Consider the following 22823-nt stretch of genomic DNA (forward strand, 5'->3'; position numbering starts at 1 on the left):
CTGCACGATGCCGGTACGCGCCACGAGCGGTCCCACGACGACCTGGATCCGTGCGACATGCCTGGTCGCGGCCATGGCTCTGGGGGTCGGGGCGTGCTCGTCGCCGTCCTCCGACGAGGCCTCCGCCGGGGTCTGCTCCACCGCCACCGCGACGGGTGCGCCGCAGTCGGGGGCCACGAATCCATCCGATGCGACACCGTCGTCCCGCGACATCTCGACGGCACCGGAGGTGGCGACGGGATACCGCTCCGGGCTGACGCCGGTGCGCACCCGCACGTTCGCCGTCGTCACCGCCAACCCGCTCGCCACCAAAGCCGCATGCGATGTCGTGTCGGAGGGCGGGACCGCCGCCGACGGGCTCGTCGCCGCCCAGGCCGTCCTCGGACTCGTCGAACCGCAGGCGACGGGGATCGCCGGCGGGGCGTTCCTCGTCTACTACGACAAGGCGTCGAACTCGGTCCAGGCCTACGACGGGCGGGAGACGGCGCCCGCCGCGGCCACCGACGACTACCTCCGGCGCATCAGCGCCACCGACCCCCGCGCGCCGATCCCCTCGGCGCGTGCGAGCGGTCGCTCGATCGGCACGCCCGGCGTGCTGCGGATGCTCGAGATGGCGCACGACGACCACGGTGAGAAGTCGTGGCGGTCGTTGTTCGACCCCGCGATCTCGCTGTCCGACGACGGTTTCGCGATCAGCCCGCGCATGGCCGCGGCCATCGCCGACAGCCGCGCACAGTTGGCCAACGACGCGGAGGCCCGGCAGTACCTGCTGCAACCCGACGGGTCGCCCAAGACCGCGGGCACGGTCCTCACCAACCCGGCGTACGCCAAGACGTTGGGCGCGATCGCCACCGATGGCCCCGACGCGTTCTACACCGGCGCCATCGCCCGCGACGTGGTCGAGGCGATCGGACGGACCACCGGCGGCATGACGCCGGGCCTCACCACCGAGGCCGACCTCGCGGGCTACCGGGCCAAGAAACGCACCGCGCTGTGCACGCGGTACCGCGACCACGTGCTCTGCGGCATGCCGCCGCCGTCGTCGGGTGGGATCACCGTCGCCTCCACGCTGGGGATCCTCTCGTCGTTCGACCTGGCGTCGATGGGTCCGACCACGACGGACCGCAACGGCGGCCGGCCGTCGGCGGAGGCGGTCCACCTCGTCTCCGAGGCGGAACGACTGGCCTACGCCGACCGCGATGCCTATGTGGCCGACACGGACTTCGTCCCGCTCCCGGGTGGGTCGCCGGCGGCGCTCACCGATCCCGCGTACCTGCGCTCCCGGGCCGCGCTGATCGATCCGAGACGGTCGATGGGGACGGCCCGACACGGCGATCTCGGTGACGTCCCGGTGGGGCGCGACACCCCCGAGCACGGGACGAGTCAGATCTCCATCGTCGACCGCCAGGGCAACATGGCGTCGATGACGACCACGGTCGAGTCGTCCTTCGGCTCGTTCCACCTCGTCGACGGGTTCGTCCTCAACAACCAGCTGACGGACTTCTCGGCGACGCCCGTCGGCGACGACGGACGTCCCCTGCCGAACCGGGTGGCCCCCGGCAAGCGACCGCGCAGCTCGATGTCGCCGACACTGCTGTTCGCGGCGCAGCCGGACGGGTCCCGGGGCGCGCCTGTCGGGACGATGGGGTCGCCCGGCGGCTCGGTCATCATCCAGTTCGTCGTCAAGACGCTGGTGTCGATGCTCGACTGGGGACTCGACCCGCAACAGGCGGTGTCCGCGGTCGATTTCGGGGCGGCGAACGGTCCGACGACGAACGTCGGGGGCGAGCACCCTGACATCGACGCCGCCGACAACGGTGACCACGATCCCCTGGTGCAGCGACTGCGCTCGCTGGGACATCAGGTGTCGGTGGCCGACCAGAGTTCCGGGCTGGGGGCGATCATGCGTGACGGGGACGGATGGATCGGTGGCGCCGACCCCCGACGCGAAGGCGTCGTCGCCGGGGACACGCGCTAGGTCCGCTCACCCCTCACCCCTCACCCCTCCCCCTCGACCCTCACCCGTCGAGTGGGCACTCACGTACGTCGAGTGGGCGGTTAGAGACCTCCACTGGGCACTTTCGTACATCGAGTGGGCGGTTGGAGACCTCCACTGGGCACTTTCGTACGTCGAGTGGGCAGTTGGCGACGCGTCTGAGGTCGCGACGCCCACTCGACCCCTCCAACTGCACAGTCGACGTGTCCAACCGCCCAGTCGACGTGTCCAACCGCCCAACCGACGTGTCCAACCGCCCAACCGACGTCTCCAACCGCCCACTCGACGGGTGGGGTGTGGGCGATCGGCCGGATCAGGACGGGGCGTCGGCGGTGTAGCGGGCGTGGAGTTCTCGGAACCGCTCCATCGCGGCGACGGCGAGCGGCCCGTCGGCGGCCTGGATCGCCATCACCGGGACGTTCTCGTAGTCGGGGAGTTCGAGGCGCGCCCACCGACCCTTGTCGGGATACCAGATGCCCTCGACGACATCCCATCCGAAGGTCTTCTCCCCCACCAGGTTGCGGACCTCGACGCCCTGGGCGCCGGCCCGGATGCGCGGGCGGGTGAAGGTCAGGATCGCGAGTCCGATGACGACGCCGATCAGGGCGAGCCCGACCTGGTCGGACACACGGAACTGCACGCCGGTGTCCGAGACACGCAGCAGGACACCGACGACGACGTGGATCGCGATGACGATCGTCGCGATGACGATCGCGATCCGCGGGGTGCGCACCGACCGGTGGACCAGTTCCCACCCGTCGCGGTCGCCGGAGGCGACCTCGCTCACCGCTGTTCCCGCGCGGCCAGCTCCGCCAGCGTGATCGCCGACGCGAGTGCGGCGGTGGCCGCCTGGGCACCCTTGTCCTCGGTCGAGCCCGGCAGCCCGGCGCGCGCGAGAGCCTGCGCCTCGTCGAGGGTGGTGAGCACGCCGTTGCCGACCGGGGTGGACTCGTCGAGCGACACCCGTGTCAGTCCGGCGGTGACCGCATCGCACACGTACTCGAAATGGGGTGTCTCGCCGCGGATGACGACACCCAGTGCGACGACCGCATCGTGGGTGCGCGCCAACGCCTGCACGATGACCGGCAACTCGATGGCGCCGGCCACCCGGACGACGGTCGGGTCGGTCAGCCCGGCGTCCTTCGCGACGCGCAGGGCGCCGTCGAGCAGTGCGGTGCAGATCTCGGCGTGCCACTGCGACGCGGCCACCGCCAACCGGAGTCCGCTCGCGGCCCCGAGTTCGACGACGGGTTCGCCGGAGCCGCTCATGCGCCTTCCCCGCTTCCCAGGTCGTCGGCGGCGAAGTCGTCGAGGCCGGCGAGGTCGTGACCCATGCGGTCACGCTTGGTCCGCAGGTAGCGCAGATTCTCCGCGTTGGGGCGCACCGGCATCGGGACACGCTCGACGATCTGCAGTCCGTACCCCTCGAGGCCGACCCGTTTGGCCGGGTTGTTGGTCAGCAGTCGCATGGACGTCACGCCGAGGTCGGCGAGGATCTGCGCACCGAGTCCGTAGTCCCGCGCGTCGGCGGGCAGGCCGAGCTCCAGGTTGGCGTCGACGGTGTCGGATCCGTTGTCCTGCAGCTGATATGCCTGCAGTTTGTGCATCAGCCCGATACCGCGCCCCTCGTGGCCGCGCATGTAGAGCACGATCCCGCGCCCTTCCGCGGCGACCATCGACATGGCCTTGTCGAGCTGGGGTCCGCAGTCACACCGCAGGGAGCCGAACACGTCGCCGGTGAGGCACTCCGAGTGCACCCGGACGAGGACGTCCTCGCCCCGGTTGCCGGGCCCGCCGATGTCCCCGAGGACGAGGGCGACGTGCTCGACGTCGTCGTAGACGCTGGTGTACCCGACCGCACGGAAGGTGCCGTGCTCGGTCGGGATCCGCGCGTCGGCCACGCGCACGACGTGCTTCTCGTTGCGGCGACGCCACGCGATGAGGTCGGCGATGGAGATCAGTGCGAGACCGTGTTCGTCGGCGAAGCCCCGAAGCTCGTCGGTCTGGGCCATCGCGCCCTCGTCCTTCTGCGAGACGATCTCGCAGATCGCGCCGGCGGGGGCGAGACCGGCCAGACGGGCGAGGTCGACGGCGGCCTCGGTGTGGCCGGGTCGGCGCAGCACGCCACCCTCCTTCGCGCGCAGCGGCACCACGTGGCCCGGGCGCGTGAAATCGCCTGCCGTGCTGGACGGCTGGGCGAGAAGCCGCATCGTCGCCGCCCGATCGGAGGCGGAGATGCCGGTGCCGATCCCCTCGCGGGCGTCGACGGTCACGGTGTACGCGGTCCCGTGCTTGTCCTGGTTCACCGAGTACATCGGCGGCAGACCGAGCCGGTCGCAGTCGGCGCCGTCGAGCGGTACGCAGAGGTAACCCGAGGTGTAGCGCACCATGAACGCCACCAGTTCCGGGGTGGCCTTCTCGGCGGCGAAGATGAGATCACCCTCGTTCTCGCGGTCCTCGTCGTCGACGACGACGACGGCCTTGCCCGCGGCGATGTCGGCGATGGCGCGGTCGACGCTGTCGAGGACGACGCCACCGTGGGCGGCGTCGACGATCGGTGTGGTGACGTCCGGGTGGATGTCGGTCATGCGGGTGCCTCGCTCTCGCGGCGGTCCCGCGCGTGCGGGACGGCCAGCCGTTCGACGTATTTCGCGATCACGTCGACCTCCAGGTTGACGGTGTCCCCGACCGCGAGTCGACCCAGGGTCGTGACGTCGAGGGTGGTGGGGATGAGGGAGATCTCGAACCAGCTGTCGCCGGTGGGGTCGGCCGGGGTCGCGGAGACGGTCAGCGAGACGCCGTCGACGGTGATGGACCCCTTCTCCACGACGTACCGCGCGAGGTGACCGGCGATCGCGATGCGGATGACCGTCCAGTTCTCCGACGGGGTGATCGCGGCGACGGTCCCGGTGCCGTCGACGTGGCCCTGCACGATGTGGCCGCCGAAACGACCACCCGCGGCCATCGCGCGCTCGAGGTTGACCGGCGCGCCCGCGTCGAGTGCGGCCAGCGAACTGCGGCGCAGCGTCTCGGCCATGACGTCGACGGCGAAGGTGCCGTCGGTGGGAGCGGAGACGACGGTCAGACAGACCCCGTTGACCGCGATGGAGTCGCCGTGGGCGGCGTCGCTGGTGACGAGGGGCCCGCGGATCACGAACCGGGCCGCGTCGGTGAGGTCCTCGCGGCGGATGATCTCGCCGCGTTCCTCGATGATGCCGGTGAACACCGTGCCTCCTGTCGTCGACTCAGGGCAGCACGTCCGCGGCCGGCACGGCCACGACAGTTCTCTCTCATCCGGACTGTGACCGTCGGCTCCGGAGTCACACCGGATCTGCTGACCCCGGCGCCAACCTGTCGGTCGTCGTCCGGGCGCTCGCGGGCTTCGACGCGTACGCCGTCACCGCCGGTGGGGAATTGCACCCCGCCCTGAGAACTTGCGGTTCCGACGCTAGCACAGAACGGACCGGGGACCGGAACGCGTTGAGGGCGAAACCGCCGGTCAGGGGGTTGCGACCAGGGTGAGGAGAATGTCGTCGCCGAGTTCGGTGACCGCGACCCGACGGAAACGACGCGCATCGGTCAACGTCGCGACGGTGACGTCGTCCACGGCCGACCGGCCGGCCCCGAGGACCATCGGGGCGAGGTAGACCTGGACGCGGTCGACGATGCCGGCGGCGAGGAACGCGCCGAGCACCGTCGGGCCGCCCTCCACGAGGACGTCGAGCGCGTCCCCGGCGGCGGCGAGGGCGTCGAGAGGGTCGTGCGAGCGCACCTCGACCGGCGGTTCACCACTGCTGCGCATCCGGACGCCCGCGGGGACACCACTGTGGCCGAGGACGATCCGGCGGGGCTGCCGGTGGCGCGGTGAGCCGTCGCTGTACCGCGCGGTGAGTTCGGGGTCGTCGGCCAGGACGGTGCCCGTGCCCACGACGATCGCGTCGAGACGCGCACGGTCGGCGTGGACCTGTTCCCGGCTCACCGGGCCGGTGATCCATCGGCTCGTGCCGTCGGGTGCGGCGACCCGGCCGTCGACGGTCGCGGCGATCTTGACGGTGACGCGGGGTCGTCCCGTGCGGCGTCGGTGCAGCCACCCGGCGAGTGCTCCGTCCGACGCGGCCCCCGTGGACTGCCCTGCGACGACGTCGACGCCGGATGCGCGCAGCGTGCCCGCTCCCCCGCCGGCGAAGGGATCGGGATCGTCGACCGCGTAGACCACCCGCGCGATCCCCGCGGCGAGCAGTGCCCGCGTGCACGGACCGGTCCGGCCGACGTGGTCGCAGGGTTCGAGGGTGACCACCGCCGTCCCGCCCGCGGCCGCGGCCCCGGCCTGACGCAGCGCCATCACCTCCGCGTGCGGTCCGCCCACGGGCTGGGTGTGCCCGGCACCGACGACGACACCGTGGGCGTCGAGGACGACGGCCCCGACCGGGGGGTTCGGTGTACTGACACCGCAGGCCGCCAGCCCCTGTGCCATCGCGAGATCCATCGCCTCGACGAGGTCATCGGGGTGCGCACCGAGCACGTCGTCGGACACGTCGTCAGCCGCGGACGGCGGCGGCCTGCGCCCGCAGCGCCTGCACCGCGGCAGCGGGGTCGTCGGCGCCGTAGACCGCGGACCCGGCCACGAAGCAGTCGACCCCGGCCTCGGCGGCCTGCTCGATCGTGTCGGCGTTGATGCCGCCGTCGATCTCGACGAGGATCCGCAGGTCGTCGGCATCGATGCGGGTCCGCAGGGTGCGCACCTTGTCGAGGACCTCGGGCATGAACGACTGACCGCCGAACCCCGGCTCGACGCTCATCACGAGCAGCGTGTCGAACGACCCGAGGATGTCGAGGTAGGGATCGAGCGCGGTCCCCGGCTTGATGCTGAGCCCGGCCTTGGCGCCGGCGGCCCGGATGTCGCGGGCGACCGCGGTCGGGTCGTCGGTGGCCTCGGCGTGGAACGTGACGTTGTACGCCCCGGCCTCGGCGTACGGCGGCGCCCAGCGACCCGGGTCCTCGATCATCAGATGGCAGTCGATGGGGATGTCGGTGGCGCCCAGCAGGCTCTGCACCACCGGCAGCCCGAGGGTCAGGTTGGGGACGAAGTGCGCGTCCATCACATCGACGTGGAGCCAGTCGCTGCCGCGGACGGCGTCGGCCTCACGGGCGAGGTTGGCGAAGTCGGCGGACAGGATCGACGGGGCGATCATCGGCTGGTCGGGACGGACCCGGGCGTGCGCGGAGGACATGGCCCGTGAGTCTAGGGCGCGATGTCGGCGGTCCCGACGGTCGCCGTGACGTCGGCCTCGCCCGCACGGTCGTCCTCGCCCGCGGCGTCGTCGGTCGGGACGGGAACGGTGAGCAGCGCCAGGAACATCGCGTCCGTCCCGTGTCGGTGCGGCCACAACTGCACGGTGCCGTGGGCGGGATCGGTGTCCACCCCGACGGAATCCGTCCCCGCTGCGTCCACGCCGACCAGACCGCGGGCGTCGGACAGGACGGCTCCCGTCGACTCGGCGACGGCACGCACCACACCGAGGGTCTCCTCCGGGTGCGGGGAGCAGGTGGAGTAGACCAGCGCACCGCCGGGCCGCAGCAGTCCGACGGCCGCGGTCAACAGCTCGCGCTGCAGGGTGACGAGCGGCGCGACGTCCTCCGGAGTGCGTCGCCACCGGGCCTCGGGGCGGCGCCGCAGCGACCCCAGCCCTGTGCACGGTGCGTCGACGAGGATCCGGTCGTAGCCGGGATCCAGACCGCTCTCGCGGCCGTCGACGACGTGCACCGTCACCGCCAGGCCGGCGGTGGCCTGACGCACCAGCTCCGCGCGGTGCTCGGCCGGCTCCACCGCGTCGACGTGCGCACCGTCGATGTCGGCCAGCGACGCCAGCAGCGCGGCCTTGCCACCGGGTCCGGCACAGAGGTCGAGCCACCGTCCGCCGTCGGCGCCGTCGAGCGGTGCCATCGACAGCGCGCGCGCCACCAGCTGACTCCCCTCGTCCTGCACGCCGGCGAGGTGTTCGCGCACGGCGTCGAGGGCGCCGGGGTCCCCGCCGGGGAGGTAGACGCAGTACGGCGACCACCGACCGACCTCGCCGCCGGTCGTCGCGGCCAGCTCGTCGGCCGTGATGAGGCCGGGGCGGGCCACCAGGTGCACCTCGGGGCGCGCGTCGTCGGCCGCGAGCGCGGCCTGCAGCTCACCGGCACCCACCCGACGTGTGGGGGTGCTCAGGGCGTCGGCGAACACGTCGGCGATCCACCGCGGGTGGGCGTAGCGGAACGCGAGGTGGCCGACGGGGTCCTCGGCGATCGACGGCGCCAGCTCCTCGGTCCACAGCTCCTCGTCGCGCTGGGAGACCTTGCGCAACACGGCGTTGCAGAACCCGGCCGGACCCTGGCCCGCCTCCGACCGCACCAGGTCGACGGAGGTGGACACCGCGGCGTGCGAGCCGACGCGGGTGCGCAGCAGTTGGTAGGAGCCCAGGCGGAGGACGTCGAGCAAGGTCGGGTCGATCTCGGTGACCGGCCGCTTGGCCGCCGCGGCGATGATCTGGTCGAGCACACCGGCGGTCCGGCAGGTGCCGTAGGCGAGTTCGGTGGCGAACGCCGCGTCTCGGCCGGTGATGTGGCGTTCGCGCAGCAGCCGGGGAAGGACGAGGTTGGCGTAGGAGTCGCGTTCGCGCACCGCGCGCAGGACGTCGCGGGCCGCTGCCCGCGCCGCGTCGACCGGCTTGTCCCGGACGTGGGCCGGGCGCGTCACGCGAACACCGCGTCCGCGTCGAGGCGGGCGCCCCGCGCCCAGTCCGCGGCGGGGATGGGCTTCTTCCCGGGAGGCTGGACCGACCCGAGCCGGACGGGGGAGGTCGCGGTACCCACGTACACGTCCTTCTTCGAGGCGGCGATCGCACCGGGCGCGAGGTCCGGCACGTCTGTCCCGTCCCGGGCCGCGTCGACGACGGTCACCGGGCCGATCTTGAGCCGGAGGTCACCGAGTTCGGTCCAGGCGCCGGGTTCGGGTGTCCGCGACCGGATCCGGCGATCCAAGACGTGGGCGGGCAGTCCCCATTCGACGCGGGCGTCGGCCACCTCGATCTTCGGGGCGAGGCTGACGCCGTCGGCCGGTTGCGGGACGGCGACCAGTTCACCGCGGTCGATCCCGTCGAGCGTCGACAGCAACAGTTGCGCACCGGCGTCCGCGAGCCGGTCGAGGAGGACACCGCTGGTGTCGTCGGGTCGGACGCGTTCGGTGAGCGCGCCGAACACGGGCCCGGTGTCCAGGCCCGCCTCGATGCGGAAGGTGCTGGCCCCGGTGAACTCGTCACCCGCGGCGATCGCCGCCTGCACCGGGGCGGCACCGCGCCAGGCGGGCAGCAGCGAGAAGTGCAGGTTGATCCACCCGTGCCGCGGCAGGTCGAGCAGGTCGGGCGGGACCAGCGCACCGTAGGCGACGACGGCGCAGCAGTCCGGCGCGAACCGGTCCAACGCCGCCCGCGCATCGGGATCGGTGAGACGTCGCGGCGTGGCCACCTCGATCCCCGCCTCGTCGGCGACGACCCCGATCGGCGACCGGGTGACCCCACGCCCCCGGCCGGCGGCGGCGTCGGGACGGGTGAGCACGCCGACGACCTCGTGGTCGTCGGAGGCGAGCAGTCGCCGGAGCGACGGCACCGCCGGTTCGGGCGTGCCGGCGAAGACCACCCTCATCGCACTGCCTCCGCCGCGAGCTCCGGTGCCGGCCGACCGTCGCCCACCCAGACGGGGTGGTCGACACGGGGGTCGTCGGTGACGGTCTGGCCGGCCACGAACCAGCCGGTCGCACGGACGACGCGCATCACGGCGCGGCGGGCGTCCGGGTCGAGTCGTTGCGGGAACAGGACACCGTCGAGGTGGTCGGTCTCGTGCTGCACCGCACGGGCGAGGATGCCGTCGACCTCCATGCTCACCGGCGCCCCGTCTCGGTCGACGCCGGTCACCGCGACGCGGGCGGCGCGGGTGCACGCGGCCTGCACGCCCGGGATGGACAGGCAGCCCTCGGGCCCGGTCTGGGTGGTGTCGTCCAGTGCCGTCCACACGGGGTTCACGACGTGCCCGCGGCGGCCCCCGCAGTCGTAGACGAACACCCGCGCCCCGACGCCCACCTGGGGGGCGGCGAGGCCGGCGCCGTGGAAGGCGTCCATCGTCTCGAGCATGTCGTCGACGAGCCGGTGCAGATCGGGCCCGAAGTCGGTGACCTCGGGCGTCGGCGTCCGCAGCACGGGGTCGCCGAACAACCGGATCTCACGTACCGCCACCGACGACCTCCTCCGGGAACCGAGACGCCCGGCGACAGCACGTCGACGGACCGGTTGTCGAGTCTAGGCGGCGGACCAGGCACGGCCCGGACGCGCTCACCCGACGGTGGGTGGGTCGACCTGGATGCGCAGCGGTCCGGTGTCGTGTGCGGCCGATCGATGCACCTGCGCCGCCTTCAGGGCCGTGACGAGGGCACGTCCGTGGGCGCGGGGTGTCCGCACCAGGATCCGGGTGAGGGCCCCGGAGGTCTCCCCGTCCCAGCCCGCGGGGGGCCTGGCGTCGGCGGGGAGGTCGACGGGACCGAGCACCTCGGCCTCCGGCGGGAGTTCCACGGTGTCGACGAACGCGGCGACCGACCGTTCGGTCCCGTCCACCGAGACCATGGTGACCGCGGGCGGCAACCCCAGTTCGGAGCGCTGCGACAGTTCCTGGGCCGCGAACCCGACGGGGTCCCAGCGGATGACGGCCTGCACCACCGGGAGGCCGGCATCGGCCACGACGACCGCGGTGCCGCCCTGCGCCGCGGCGCGCACGCCCGCCAGGACCGCGGTCCACCGCCGGAAGGTCTGCTCCCCCGCCCGCAGGTCGGCCCGGTCGAGCTGTGCCCAGGTGTCGACCAGGATCGCCGCGCCGTAACCGCCGTCGACGACGGGTTCGGCACCCGGCGTGGCCACGACCAACCGCGCACCCGGATCGATTCGATCGGCCATCTGATCACCGCCGGAGGTGAGGACGGGCACGCCCGGGAACGCCTTGCCGAGCTCCTCGGCGGTGCGGCGGGCGCCCGAGCTGGTCGCCCGCAGATGGGTGTCACCGCACTCGACGCAGCGGAACGACTCGTGCCGCCCGCACCACCCACAGGTGATCGTCGGCGACGCCTCCCGCAACGCGCCGGCCGAGTCCGCGCGCATCGGCCCGTGACAGCGGCGGCACCGCACCCGTGTCCGGCACCGTGCACAGGCCAACGACGGGTGGTAGCCGCGACGGGGGACGCTGACGAGCACCGGCGCCTGCGCGGCGAGGGCCGATCGGGCGGCGTCGAAGGCGATCGCGGGCAGACGGGCCACCCGCGCGAGTGGGTCACGCGCGACCGTCCGGTCGTCGTCGCTGATGGCGCGGATGCGCGGCATGCGGTCACGGACCGTCGAGCGGTCGGCGACGAGGTCGTGCATCCAGCCCGAGGCCACCAGCACCTGGGTCTCGGCGGTCCGGGCGATCCCCGCGAGGACGAGCCCGGATCCCCCGGACCCGGATGCCCCGGCGGCCGATCGGAGGACGGCCACCTCGCGGGGGTGGGGGTAGGGCGCGCGGGGTTCGGTGAGGCTGTCGTCGCCGTCGTCCCACACGACGACGAGACCGAGGTCGTGCACGGGTGCGAACGCAGCACTGCGTGTGCCGAGGACGACGTCGGCGTCGCCGCGGAGCACACGCAGCCAGCGGCGGTACCGGGCCGACGGGCCCAGGCCCGCGGACAACGCGACCACCCGGTCGGCGAGGTGGACCCGGCACGCGGCCTCCACGCGGTCGAGGTCACGCTGATCAGGGACGACGACGATCACCCCGCGTCCGCCGGCGACGGTCGCGGCGGCGAGATCGGCGATACGGGCGGGCCAGTCCTCACCAGGCAGGGCCTGCCACGCGGCGCGCGGTGCGCCGCCGGAGGACAGGGCGGTCAACAGCGATCCCGCCGCGGGATAGGCGGCCCAGTCCGCGGGGTCCGGAGCGGGTGGCGGTTGCCGATCGACGGACGCCGGCGGTGTGGCGGTCTCCGTGCGTCCGTGGCGGGGCGGGATGGCCAGGCGCACCACGTCGGTGAGCGTGCCCGCATACCGGTCGGCGACCGCGCGGCACAGCGCGAAGACCTCCGGGGTGAGGACGGGCTCCGGTGAGACGACACGGTCGAGGCGGCCGAGGCGGCCGGTGTGGTCGCTGGCCGCGAGCCGGTCGACGACGAACCCGTCGACGAGTCGGCCGGCGAAGCGCACCCGGACGCGCGCCCCGGGGACGGCGTCGGCGTCCTGGTCGGCGCCGACCTCGTAGTCGAACAGTCGGTCGAGATGCGACAGACCCAGCATCACGAGCACCGACGCCACCGGCAGATGGGCGGCGGGCGCGGTGGTGGCTGCGCGCGGGCTCATCGCCGGTGGCGTCGGTGGTGTCTGTCGGGCCCGGGGACCGTGACGGTCCGCGGGCCGCGGGTGTGTCGGGTCAGACGCCCGCTGCGGCCTTCAGCTTGTCGGCGCGGTCGGTGTTCTCCCACGGCAACGAGATGTCGGTCCGGCCGAAGTGCCCGTACGCCGCGGTGGGCGCGTAGATCGGGCGCAGCAGGTCGAGGTCGCGGATGATCGCGCCGGGACGGAGGTCGAAGACCTCGCTGATCGCCTGGCGGATCTTCACCGGGTCGATGGTCTCGGTGCCGAAGGTCTCGACGAACAGTCCGACGGGGGCGGCCTTGCCGATCGCGTAGGCGACCTGGACCTCGATGCGCGTCGCGAGGCCCGCGGCCACCGCGTTCTTCGCGACCCACCGCATGGCGTACGCGGCGCTGCGGTCCACCTTCGAGGGGTCCTTGCCGGAGAACGCGCCGCCACCGTGACGCGCCATGCCGCCGTAGGTGTCGACGATGATCTTGCGGCCGGTCAGACCGGCGTCACCCATGGGCCCACCGAGGACGAACTTGCCGGTGGGGTTCACCAGGAGACGGGGGTTGCTGGTGTCCAGCGACGGCAACTCGAGATCGGCGAGGACCGCGTCCACGACATGGGTCTTGATGTCGGGGGTGAGCATGTTCACCAGGTCGATGTCGGCCGCGTGCTGCGTCGACAGGACCACGGTGTCCAGACGGACCGGCTTGTCGCCGTCGTACTCGATGGTGACCTGGGTCTTGCCGTCCGGGCGCAGGTACGGCAGCGTGCCGTTCTTGCGCACCTCGGTCAGCTTGCGCGACAGGCGGTGGGCCAGCGCGATGGGCACCGGCATGAACTCGGGGGTCTCGGAGGTCGCGTACCCGAACATGAGGCCCTGGTCGCCGGCACCCTGCTTGTCGATCTCGTCGGTCTCACCGTCGACCCGCGCCTCGTAGGCGTTGTCGACACCCTGGGCGATGTCGGGCGACTGCGCACCGATGGCGACGTTGACGCCGGCGGTGGCACCGTCGAAGCCCTTCGACGACGAGTCGTACCCGATCTCGAGGACCTTCTCGCGGACGATCCTGGGGATGTCGGCGTACGCGGACGTGGTGACCTCACCGGCGACGTGGACCTGCCCGGTGGTGACCAGGGTCTCGACCGCGACACGCGAGGCGGGATCCTGCTCGAGGAGGGCGTCGAGGATCGAGTCGCTGATGGCGTCGCAGATCTTGTCCGGGTGACCCTCGGTCACCGACTCACTGGTGAACAGTCGCGACGTCCCCGCGGAACTCTGGCCTGAAGTCATCATTTCCTCTCGAAGTCCGACGCCGGTCGGCGTCGCGTGGGGCGGTGCGGTGGGATGTCCCGCCGCGGTCGTGAACCGTCCCCGTGTGGTCACTCCCCCTGCCAGAGGAACAACCTACACACCCCCGCCGCTGGTCGGTGACCCGCAGGGTCACCGCCGTCGGGGGTGGTCAGTCGCCCGAAGACCCGGGCAGCAACGCTGTCACGGCGTCCAGTATTCGGCTCGCCATGAGTGTTTTCGATCCCAGCGGCAGTGCCGTCTCCGACCCGTTGGCCGCGAGCAGCCACCCGGTGTTGTCGTCGGTGCCGAACGCCTTGCCGTCGCCGACGGCGTTGACGACCAACAGGTCGCACCCCTTGCGGGCCAACTTCTCGCGACCGTGGTCGAGGACACCGCCGCGGTCGTCGCCGGTCTCGGCGGCGAATCCCACGATCACCGTCTCCGCGAGCCCGTCGCCCGCCTCGCGCGCCGCGACGAGGCCGCGCAGGATGTCGGGGTTGGTGGTCAGCTCGATCGCGGGCGGGGTGGTCTTCTCCCCGGCGTCCTTCTTGATCTTGGAGTCGGCCACGTGCACGGGTCGGAAGTCGGCGACGGCGGCCGCCATGATGACGACGTCGGCGTCGGACGCCCGCGCCGTGATCTCGTCGGCGAGCTGGGCGGCCGTCGTGATCTCGACGAGGTCGACGCCCGAGGGTGCGGTGAGACCGGTCGACGACCCGGCGACGAGTGTCACGTGCGCGCCGCGATGGGTTGCGGCACGGGCCAGGGCGAATCCCTGTTTGCCCGAGCTGCGGTTGCCCAGGTAGCGGACCGGGTCCAGGGGCTCGCGGGTCCCGCCGGCGCTGATGAGCACCCGCCGTCCGGCGAGGTCGTACGGGAGGGCGTCAGGGCGTTCGAGCAGGACGTCCCCGAGCAGACCGATCTCCCCCGGCTCGGGCAGGCGACCGGCACCCGAATCGCTGCCGGTCAGCCGGCCCGAGTCGGGGCGCAGGACCGTGGCGCCGTGGGCGCGCAACGTGGCGACGTTGGCCTGTGTTGCGGGGTGCTCCCACATCTCGGTGTGCATCGCGGGCGCGAACACCACCGGGCACCGAGCGGTGAGCAGGGTGGCGGTCAGCAGGTCGTCGGCGCGACCGGAGGCCGCTCGGGCCATGAGGTCGGCCGTGGCGGGGGCGACGACGACGAGGTCGGCCTCCTGCCCGATGCGCACGTGCGGGACGTGTTCGACGTCGGCGAAGACCTCGGGCGTGACCGGGTTGCCCGACAGCGCCTCGAAGGTGGCGGCGCCGACGAACTCGAGCGCCGCGCGGGTCGGGATGACGCGGACGTCGTGGCCGGCCTCGGAGAAATGGCGGATCAGCGAGCACGCCTTGTAGGCAGCGATGCCCCCTCCGACCCCGACGACGACCCGACGGGAACCGGCGCCGGTCACCCGTGCAGGGCCGACGTCGACCGTGTCACCACGGACGTCACTCGCCTTCGGTGTGCTCGAGCAGGTCGGTGTGGATCTCGCGCATGGCGATCGAGAGGGGCTTCTCCTGCAGACCCGGCTCCACCAGCGGGCCGACGTACTCGAGGATGCCGTCGCCGAGCTGGTTGTAGTAGTCGTTGATCTGACGCGCACGCTTCGCGGCGTAGATGACCAGCGCGTACTTCGACGACGCGCGGTCCAGCAGCTCGTCGATGGGCGGGTTGGTGATGCCGAGCGGGGTGTCGTACGCGGGGGTGGTGCCGTCGGTGTTCAAGGGCGTGCTCACGAGTGTTCCTCACGGTCTGCGGCTGTCACGGGGACAGCCGCTCGATGTCGCCGCACTGCGGCGTTGATGCTCCGGTGGTCGATGACCGGGACGTCGGTGGTCTCTCTCAGGGACGAGCCGGGTCCCACGCGGGGGCGTCCTGCTCACGTCCGACCAGCAAGGATACCAACTCCTGCGCCACCTGGTCGACATGGTCGTTGACGATCACGTGATCGAACTCGTCCGCGATGGCCATCTCCTCGCGCGCGGTCTGCAGTCGGCGGGCGATCACCTCGGCGCTCTCGGTGCCGCGACCGGTCAGTCGGCGGACCAGTTCCTCCCAGCTCGGCGGGGCCAGGAAGACCGAGACCGACTCCGGGATGCGCTGCGCCACGGCCCGCGCACCGGCGATGTCGACCTCGACGAGGACAGGGACCCCGTCGGCGAGAGCGGCGAGCACCGGGGCTGCCGGTGTGCCGGAGCGCTGCAGCCCGCCATGGATCTCGGCCCACTCGAGCAGCTCACCGTCGGCGATCATCTCGGTGAACCGCGCCTCGTCGACGAAGTGGTAGTCCACGCCGTCGACCTCGCCGGTCCGCGGCGCGCGGGTGGTGGCCGAGACGATGAAGACGAGGTCCGGCAGCAGTTCGCGCACCCGTCGGACGACACTGGACTTGCCGACGGCGGAGGGGCCGACCAGTACCACCAGTCGGCCCCTCCGGTGCGACGCGCGGTCGCCGTCTCCGTCGTCCGGGTGCGACCTCAGTTCGCCCCCTGTCGTGCTGACGACTGCCTCAGTTCTCGAACTTCGCCAGCAGCGCCTTGCGCTGGCGGTCGCCGAGTCCACGCAGACGGCGCGTGGGGGCGATCTCCAGTTCGGTCATGATCTCCTGCGCCTTGACCTTGCCGACCTTCGGCAGGGCCTCGAGAAGCGCCGAGACCTTCATCTTGCCGAGGATCTCGTCGGTCTCGGCATCCTTCAGCACCTGCGTCAGGTCGGTGCCTCCTCGCTTGAGCCGCTCCTTGAGCTCGGCGCGCGCCTTGCGGGCGGCAGCAGCCTTCTCGAGAGCAGCGGCGCGCTGCTCGGCGGTCAACTGGGGAAGGGCCACGGGTTCCTCCGTACTCATAGAACTGCGTTTCACAGCACTGCTCGGGTGTTCTCGGCTGCCGGTAGCCCGGTGGGGTTCGCCGACAGCGATTCCAGACCGTACCGACGCAACCTGCGATTCGCGACCCCCACCCCGGCATTTCCGCACTAGAGACGGTGTTGTAGGGCCCGCACACCGAAGGCCCGGGCCGAGCGGGCCGCATCGCCGCGAACACCCGTGCGGAAGCCTGAAACCGGTTGCGCGACAACGGTTCGTGACGATCTGACCCGCACCCTCCGAGCAAGTCGGGCGCGGGCGCGCGGTGTGACGCATGTGACGGGGGGTTCCTGGCACGATCCGTCGCGATCGGATCCGCGCCCGCGCGTGTCGGAACGCCCCTGACCTGCATCAGACCGGCGTGGACCGCTCAGCGCAGCGCGCTCTCCACCTCGTCGCGCAACGCATCCGCGGCCGCGGCGACCGCCGAGCGGTCGGGCCCGGCGGCCAGCACCTGGCGCGACGCCGACGGCAACAGCAGCTCCGTGGTGCCGGCGAAGACCCGGGCGAGATCGGGCGCGGTGGCGCCCTGGGCACCGAGACCCGGCGCCAGGATGGGGCCACCGAGTGCGTGCAGGTCCAACCCGTGCTCCCGTGTCGCGCCCACGACGAGCCCCACGGCGGCCGGACCCCGGGCGTTGTGGGCGGCCGCGTCGTCGACGACGGCCTGTGCGACGGTCCGCCCGTCCGCGGTGACGGCGGTCTGCAGTGTCGCCCCCTCCGAGTTCGACGTCCGTGCGAGCACGAACACGCCGCGACCGGTCTCGTCGGCGAGGGACACCGCGGGCTCCAGGGCACCGACGCCGAGGTAGGGCGACGCGGTCATCGCGTCGGAACACAGCGGGGACGCATCGTTCAGCCACGTGTGGGCGTAGGCGGCCATCGTGGTCCCGATGTCGCCGCGCTTGGCGTCGGCCACGACCAGCGCACCCGCCGCCCGGAGAGCGACGATCGCGTCCTCGAGGACGGCGACACCCGCCGACCCGTGCCGCTCGTAGAAGGCCACCTGCGGCTTCACCAGGGCCACCCTGTGGCCGATGGCCTCGACGACGGTCTCGGTGAACGCACGCACACCGTCCGCGTCGTCGTCGAGCCCCCACCCTTCCAGCAGCGCCGGGTGCGGGTCGATGCCGACGCAGAGTCGCCCCCGCTCCCCGATCACCGCCCGGACGCGGGTGGTGAAGTCCGCGGTCACGGCCGGCGCATCGCGGCGTGGCGCTCCTGCAGCGACCGCACCCCGATGTCACCGACGAGCGCCGCCTCGATCCCCTGCACCGCCGCACCCGCTCCCTGCACGGTGGTGATGCAGGGGATGTTCTTCGAGACGGCCGCACTGCGGATCTCGTAGCCGTCGATGCGCGGACCCGAGTTGCCGAACGGGGTGTTGATCACCATCGACACCTCACCGCCGCGGATCCTCTCCACGATCGTCTGCTCACCGGGCGGCAGGTCGGTGTCGGAGTGCTTGAACACCTGCGTGCAGGCGACGCCGTTGCGGCGCAGTGCCTCCGCCGTGCCCTCGGTGGCGAGGATCTCGAAACCGAGGTCCGCCAGGCGTTTCACCGGGAACAGCAGCGACCGCTTGTCCTTGTTCGCCACCGACACGAAGATCGCGCCCGACGTCGGCAGCGAGCCCGACACCGCGGTCTGGGACTTCGCGAACGCCCGCCCGAAATCGGCGTCGATGCCCATCACCTCGCCGGTCGACTTCATCTCCGGGCTCAGCAGTGAGTCCACGCCCGAACCGTCGATGCGCCGGAACCGGTTGAACGGCAGCACGGCCTCCTTGACCGCGATCGGCGCGTTCACCGGCAGCTCGCCGCCGTCGCCGGTCGGCGGCAGTATCCCCTGCTCGCGGAGTTCGGCGATCGTCGAACCCAGCATCACGCGGGCGCACGCCTTCGCGAGCTGCACGGCTGTCGCCTTGGAGACGAACGGCACGGTGCGGCTCGCGCGGGGGTTGGCCTCGAGGACGTAGAGGATGTCGTCCTTGAGGGCGTACTGCACGTTGAGCAGTCCCCGGACCCCGATGCCCTTCGCGAGGGCCTCCGTGGACCGACGGACGGCGGCGACGTCGGTGCGTCCGAGCGCGACCGGCGGCAGGGTGCACGCCGAGTCGCCGGAGTGGATGCCCGCCTCCTCGATGTGTTCCATGACGCCGCCGATGTAGACCTCGGTGCCGTCGCACAGGGCGTCGACGTCGATCTCGACTGCGTCCTCGAGGAACCGGTCGACGAGGACCGGGTGTTCGGGTGTCAGCTCGGTGGCGCGCGAGATGTAGCCCTCGAGGGCCGGCTCGTCGTAGACGATCTCCATGCCGCGTCCGCCGAGGACGTAGGACGGCCGCACCAGCACGGGGTAGCCGATGTCCGCGGCGATCGCGCGGGCCTCGGGGAACGTCGTGGCCATGCCGTACTTCGCGGCGGGCAGTCCGGCCGCGTCGAGCACCTTCCCGAACTCGCCGCGGTCCTCGGCGAGGTCGATGGCCGCCGGTGAGGTGCCGACGATGGGCACGCCCGCGTCCTCGAGGCGTCGCGCGAGGCCCAGCGGCGTCTGTCCACCGAGCTGGACGATGACGCCACGGACGGTCCCCGACGCGCACTCCGCGCGGTAGACCTCCATGACGTCCTCGAACGTCAGCGGTTCGAAGTAGAGGCGGTCGGCGGTGTCGTAGTCGGTGGAGACGGTCTCGGGGTTGCAGTTGACCATGACCGTCTCGAACCCGGCCTCCGACAGCGTCGTCGCGGCGTGGACGCACGAGTAGTCGAACTCGATGCCCTGACCGATGCGGTTCGGACCGGACCCGAGGATGAGCACCTTCTCGCGCTCGGTCTGCGGCGCGATCTCGCTGGTCGCCGCGGGATCGGACTCGTAGGTGGAGTAGTGGTACGGCGTCTTCGCCTCGAACTCGGCGGCGCAGGTGTCGACGGTCTTGTACACCGGCGTCACCCCGAGCTCGGCGCGCAGCGCCGACACGGCGGGCTCGTCGGCGAGATCGTCGCGCAGAGCGGCGATCTGGCGGTCCGACAGCCCGGATCCCTTGGCCTCCCGCAGGAGGTCCGCGTCCAGGGTCGGCGCCGTGCGCACCCGACGACCCATCTCCCCGATCGCCTCGATCTCGGCGAGGAACCACGGGTCGATCTCGGTCGCGTCGAACACCTGCTCCACCGTGGCGCCGGCGTCGAACGCGGCCATGACCCGGTAGAGCCGTCCGTCCCGCGGGGTCGCGATCTCGGCCAGGATCTCCTCGAGGGGGACGTCGGGTCGGGACTCGGTCCAGAACCCACCCGCCTTGGTCTCCAGCGACCGCATCACCTTGCCGAGTGCCTCGGCGAAGCTGCGGCCGAGGCTCATCGCCTCACCGACCGACTTCATGGTGGTGGTGAGTGTGTCGTCGGCTCCGGGGAACTTCTCGAACGCGAACCGCGGCGCCTTGACGACGACGTAGTCGAGGGTGGGTTCGAAGCAGGCGGGGGTCTCGCCGGTGATGTCGTTGACGATCTCGTCGAGCCGGTAGCCGACGGCGAGCTTGGCGGCGATCTTGGCGATCGGGAAGCCGGTGGCCTTCGACGCGAGTGCCGAGGACCGCGACACGCGTGGGTTCATCTCGATGACGACGAGACGTCCGTCGGTGGGGTCGACGGCGAACTGGATGTTGCAGCCGCCGGTGTCGACACCGACCTCGCGCAGGATGTCGATGGAGAGGTCCCGCATCACCTGGTACTCGCGGTCGGTGAGGGTCATCGCCGGCGCGACGGTCACCGAGTCGCCGGTGTGGACGCCCACCGGGTCGACGTTCTCGATCGAACACACGACGACGACGTTGTCGTTGCCGTCGCGCATGAGCTCGAGCTCGTACTCCTTCCACCCGAGGATCGACTCCTCGATGAGGACGTTGGCGGTCGGCGACGCGGCCAGACCACCGCCGGCGATGCGATCGAGATCGGCGTCGTCGTAGGCCATCCCGGACCCGAGGCCACCCATCGTGAACGAGGGTCGGACCACGACCGGGAAGCCGAGCTCGGCGACGGTGTCGCGGACCTCGTCCATGGTGAAGCAGACGCGGCTGCGCGCACTGGACCCGCCGACCTTCTCGACGATGTCCTTGAACTTCTGGCGGTCCTCACCGCGCTGGATGGCGTCGAAGTCGGCGCCGATGAGCTCGATGTCGTACTTGGCGAGGATGCCCCGCTCGTGCAGCTGGACCGCGGCGTTGAGCGCGGTCTGTCCACCGAGGGTGGCGAGCACCGCGTCGATCGGGTGGCCGTTGTCGCGCTCGGCCTCGATGACCTTCTCGATGAACTCGGGCGTGATGGGCTCGATGTAGGTGGCGTCGGCGAACTCCGGGTCGGTCATGATCGTCGCCGGGTTGGAGTTCACCAGGCTGACGCGCAGACCCTCGGCGCGGAGCACCCGGCACGCCTGCGTGCCCGAGTAGTCGAACTCACACGCCTGCCCGATGACGATCGGGCCCGAGCCGATGACGAGGACGTGGGACAGGTCGGTACGGCGTGGCATCAGCCCCGGCCTTTCTGCGCGGCACGCGCGTCCAGCTGTGAGAGGAAACGGTCGAACAGGTAGGCGGCGTCGTGCGGACCGGCCGCGGCCTCCGGGTGGTACTGCACCGAGAAGGCGTCGCCGGCGATCAGCTCGACACCCTCGACGGTGCCGTCGTTGGCGCAGGTGTGGCTCACGCGGGCACGTCCGAAGGGGGTGTCGAACTCGGCGCCCGCCTCACCCTCGAGCGCGAAGCCGTGGTTCTGCGCGGTGATCGACACCAGGCCGGTCGTGTGGTCGATGACCGGGATGTTGATGCCGCGGTGGCCGAAACGCATCTTGTAGGTGCCCAGCCCCAGGGCCCGCCCGAGGATCTGGTTGCCGAAACAGATGCCGAAGAGCGGGATCTCGCGCTCGAGCACCCCGCGGGCGAGGGCGACCGGCCCGTCCGCGGTCGCGGGGTCGCCGGGTCCGTTGGACAGGAACACACCGTCCGGTGCGATGTCGTCGATCGCCGCGATCTCGGTCCCGGCGGGCACCACGTGCACCCGGATCCCGCGCTGCGCGAACATCCGCGGGGTGTTGGTCTTGATGCCGAGGTCGACGGCCACAACCGTGTGGCGGTGGTCCCCGACCGGCTCGACGACGTAGGCGTCGTCGGCGCTCACCTCGCCGGCGAGGTCGGCACCGGCCATCGAGGGCTGCGATCGGACGCGGTCGAGCAGGGCGTCGGTGTCGACCCCGGAGGGACCGTGCGCGAGGGCGTCCCCGGAGAAGATGCCCGCGCGCATGGATCCGTTGTCGCGCAGGACCCGGGTGACGGCGCGGGTGTCGATCGCGGCGATGCCGACGATGTCCTGACGCTCGAGCTCGTCGTCGAGGCTGCGGTTCGCGCGCCAGTTCGACACGCGCCGTGCCGGGTTGCGGACGGCGTACCCGGCCACCCAGATGTGCCCGCCGGTGCTCGTGCCGTCGGTCGCACCCTCGCGGCTCTCACCGTCTTCGTCGTTCCACCCGGTGTTGCCGATCTGCGGTGCGGTCGCGACGACGATCTGCCGGTGGTAGCTGGGGTCGGTCAGCGTCTCCTGGTAACCGGTCATCGCGGTGCAGAACACCGCCTCGCCGAGGGTCTGTCCGGTGGCCCCGAACGCGGTGCCGGTGAACACCTGTCCGTTCTCGAGTACCAGTACTGCGGCGGTCATGGATGTCCGTCCTCTTCGGTGTCGGTCGTCGTGGTGGCGTCGGCGGCCGCGGGCGGGCCGTCCGGCGGCGGTTCGGTCCCCGGGGAGGGTGTCGGCGGGTGGGACCGGGGGTCCTCGCGGATCCACTGCGGGTAGACGCCCTTGTCGTCGGCGCGCACCCCCGAGTCGATCTCGGTGCCCGAGGGCAGGACCCACCGGATCACCAGGACGCCGTCGGCCGTCATCACCTTGCCCGCGATGCCGCGCTCGGTGCGGATGGCGGTCACCGACGACCGGGGGATCCAGATCGGGTTGGCCCCGGAGCGGTCGATGAGGATCCCCTCGGGGTGCAGCGACATCTCCGCCGACGCGCGGTCGCCGTAGTCACCGACGGCGACCCGGTCCTGCCAGCTCGGCGCGATGGTCGACCCGAGGTACAGGCCGGTGTGCGGTCCCACCTGCGCGGCGCCCACCGCGGCGGGGACCTCGGGGAAGGCGCCGATGCGGTCGGCCTGTCGGTGACCGCGGTTGCGCCACCCGCGCACCATCAGCCCGACGACAC

20 protein-coding genes and 1 riboswitch are annotated in these 22823 nt (G+C 71.9%); of the genes, 1 reads left to right on the forward strand and 19 read right to left on the reverse strand.

What is annotated here, in order from left to right; all coding sequences use genetic code 11:
- The first annotated feature begins 7 nt into the window (after positions 1-7).
- Complete coding sequence (locus LX14_RS15280; RefSeq protein ID WP_253648212.1) at positions 8-1978, forward strand: gamma-glutamyltransferase family protein; 1971 nt, start codon at positions 8-10, stop codon at positions 1976-1978.
- Between the two features lie 331 nt (positions 1979-2309).
- Here the strand turns inward: LX14_RS15280 and LX14_RS15285 are convergent, their stop codons facing one another.
- The 19 genes from LX14_RS15285 to LX14_RS15375 form a co-directional block, all read right to left on the reverse strand.
- Positions 2310-2783 (reverse strand): PH domain-containing protein, encoded by a 474-nt coding sequence (locus LX14_RS15285; protein WP_253648213.1) that lies wholly within the window; start codon positions 2781-2783, stop codon positions 2310-2312.
- Complete coding sequence (ribH, locus tag LX14_RS15290; RefSeq protein WP_253648214.1) at positions 2780-3265, reverse strand: 6,7-dimethyl-8-ribityllumazine synthase; 486 nt, start codon at positions 3263-3265, stop codon at positions 2780-2782. The genes LX14_RS15285 and ribH overlap by 4 nt, the downstream gene beginning before the upstream one ends.
- A complete protein-coding gene (locus LX14_RS15295) occupies positions 3262-4584 on the reverse strand; it encodes a bifunctional 3,4-dihydroxy-2-butanone-4-phosphate synthase/GTP cyclohydrolase II (RefSeq protein ID WP_253648215.1) in 1323 nt (440 codons plus the stop codon). The genes ribH and LX14_RS15295 overlap by 4 nt, the downstream gene beginning before the upstream one ends.
- On the reverse strand, positions 4581-5222 hold the full coding sequence (locus LX14_RS15300; protein WP_253648216.1) for a riboflavin synthase: 642 nt from the start codon (positions 5220-5222) through the stop codon (positions 4581-4583). Before LX14_RS15300 ends, LX14_RS15295 begins: the two co-directional genes overlap by 4 nt.
- 52 nt (positions 5223-5274) lie before the next feature.
- Positions 5275-5434: riboswitch (FMN riboswitch) on the reverse strand.
- Positions 5435-5495: 61 nt separating this feature from the next.
- Entirely contained in the window at positions 5496-6482 is a 987-nt protein-coding gene (gene ribD / locus LX14_RS15305) for a bifunctional diaminohydroxyphosphoribosylaminopyrimidine deaminase/5-amino-6-(5-phosphoribosylamino)uracil reductase RibD (RefSeq protein WP_253648554.1), read from the reverse strand.
- Between the two features lie 52 nt (positions 6483-6534).
- On the reverse strand, positions 6535-7188 hold the full coding sequence (gene rpe, locus LX14_RS15310) for a ribulose-phosphate 3-epimerase (protein WP_253648555.1): 654 nt from the start codon (positions 7186-7188) through the stop codon (positions 6535-6537).
- 50 nt (positions 7189-7238) lie between these two features.
- Positions 7239-8777, reverse strand: coding sequence for an RsmB/NOP family class I SAM-dependent RNA methyltransferase (locus tag LX14_RS15315; RefSeq protein ID WP_301283784.1), 1539 nt, complete (start codon positions 8775-8777; stop codon positions 7239-7241).
- Positions 8732-9679, reverse strand: coding sequence for a methionyl-tRNA formyltransferase (gene fmt, locus LX14_RS15320; protein WP_253648218.1), 948 nt, complete (start codon positions 9677-9679; stop codon positions 8732-8734). The genes LX14_RS15315 and fmt overlap by 46 nt, the downstream gene beginning before the upstream one ends.
- Positions 9676-10266: a peptide deformylase gene (gene def, locus LX14_RS15325; RefSeq protein WP_253648219.1), complete on the reverse strand. Its 591-nt coding sequence runs from the start codon at positions 10264-10266 to the stop codon at positions 9676-9678. Before def ends, fmt begins: the two co-directional genes overlap by 4 nt.
- Positions 10267-10362: 96 nt before the next feature.
- Positions 10363-12405 carry a primosomal protein N' gene (locus LX14_RS15330; protein ID WP_253648220.1) on the reverse strand — a complete coding sequence of 681 codons (2043 nt, stop codon included), beginning with the start codon at positions 12403-12405 and terminating at the stop codon, positions 10363-10365.
- A gap of 70 nt (positions 12406-12475) precedes the next feature.
- Positions 12476-13705 (reverse strand): methionine adenosyltransferase, encoded by a 1230-nt coding sequence (metK, locus tag LX14_RS15335; RefSeq protein ID WP_372505401.1) that lies wholly within the window; start codon positions 13703-13705, stop codon positions 12476-12478.
- A gap of 166 nt (positions 13706-13871) precedes the next feature.
- On the reverse strand, positions 13872-15134 hold the full coding sequence (gene coaBC / locus LX14_RS15340; protein ID WP_253648222.1) for a bifunctional phosphopantothenoylcysteine decarboxylase/phosphopantothenate--cysteine ligase CoaBC: 1263 nt from the start codon (positions 15132-15134) through the stop codon (positions 13872-13874).
- Positions 15135-15171: 37 nt separating this feature from the next.
- Positions 15172-15459: a DNA-directed RNA polymerase subunit omega gene (rpoZ, locus tag LX14_RS15345; RefSeq protein ID WP_253648223.1), complete on the reverse strand. Its 288-nt coding sequence runs from the start codon at positions 15457-15459 to the stop codon at positions 15172-15174.
- 106 nt (positions 15460-15565) lie between these two features.
- The gene (gmk, locus tag LX14_RS15350) at positions 15566-16144 is read right to left on the reverse strand and encodes a guanylate kinase (RefSeq protein WP_253648224.1); all 579 of its coding nucleotides are present in this window, start codon (positions 16142-16144) and stop codon (positions 15566-15568) included.
- 88 nt (positions 16145-16232) lie between these two features.
- Positions 16233-16547, reverse strand: coding sequence for an integration host factor, actinobacterial type (gene mihF, locus LX14_RS15355; protein ID WP_253648556.1), 315 nt, complete (start codon positions 16545-16547; stop codon positions 16233-16235).
- A 406-nt stretch (positions 16548-16953) separates the two neighbouring features.
- A complete protein-coding gene (gene pyrF / locus LX14_RS15360; RefSeq protein WP_253648225.1) occupies positions 16954-17778 on the reverse strand; it encodes an orotidine-5'-phosphate decarboxylase in 825 nt (274 codons plus the stop codon).
- Positions 17775-21101: a carbamoyl-phosphate synthase large subunit gene (gene carB, locus LX14_RS15365; RefSeq protein WP_253648226.1), complete on the reverse strand. Its 3327-nt coding sequence runs from the start codon at positions 21099-21101 to the stop codon at positions 17775-17777. Before carB ends, pyrF begins: the two co-directional genes overlap by 4 nt.
- Positions 21101-22282 carry a glutamine-hydrolyzing carbamoyl-phosphate synthase small subunit gene (carA, locus tag LX14_RS15370; RefSeq protein ID WP_253648227.1) on the reverse strand — a complete coding sequence of 394 codons (1182 nt, stop codon included), beginning with the start codon at positions 22280-22282 and terminating at the stop codon, positions 21101-21103. The genes carB and carA overlap by 1 nt, the downstream gene beginning before the upstream one ends.
- Positions 22279-22809 carry a PH-like domain-containing protein gene (locus LX14_RS15375; RefSeq protein WP_253648557.1) on the reverse strand — a complete coding sequence of 177 codons (531 nt, stop codon included), beginning with the start codon at positions 22807-22809 and terminating at the stop codon, positions 22279-22281. The genes carA and LX14_RS15375 overlap by 4 nt, the downstream gene beginning before the upstream one ends.
- Between the last annotated feature and the right edge of the window lie 14 nt (positions 22810-22823).

Source organism: Williamsia deligens (assembly GCF_024171765.1).
Classification (GTDB): domain Bacteria; phylum Actinomycetota; class Actinomycetes; order Mycobacteriales; family Mycobacteriaceae; genus Williamsia_A; species Williamsia_A deligens.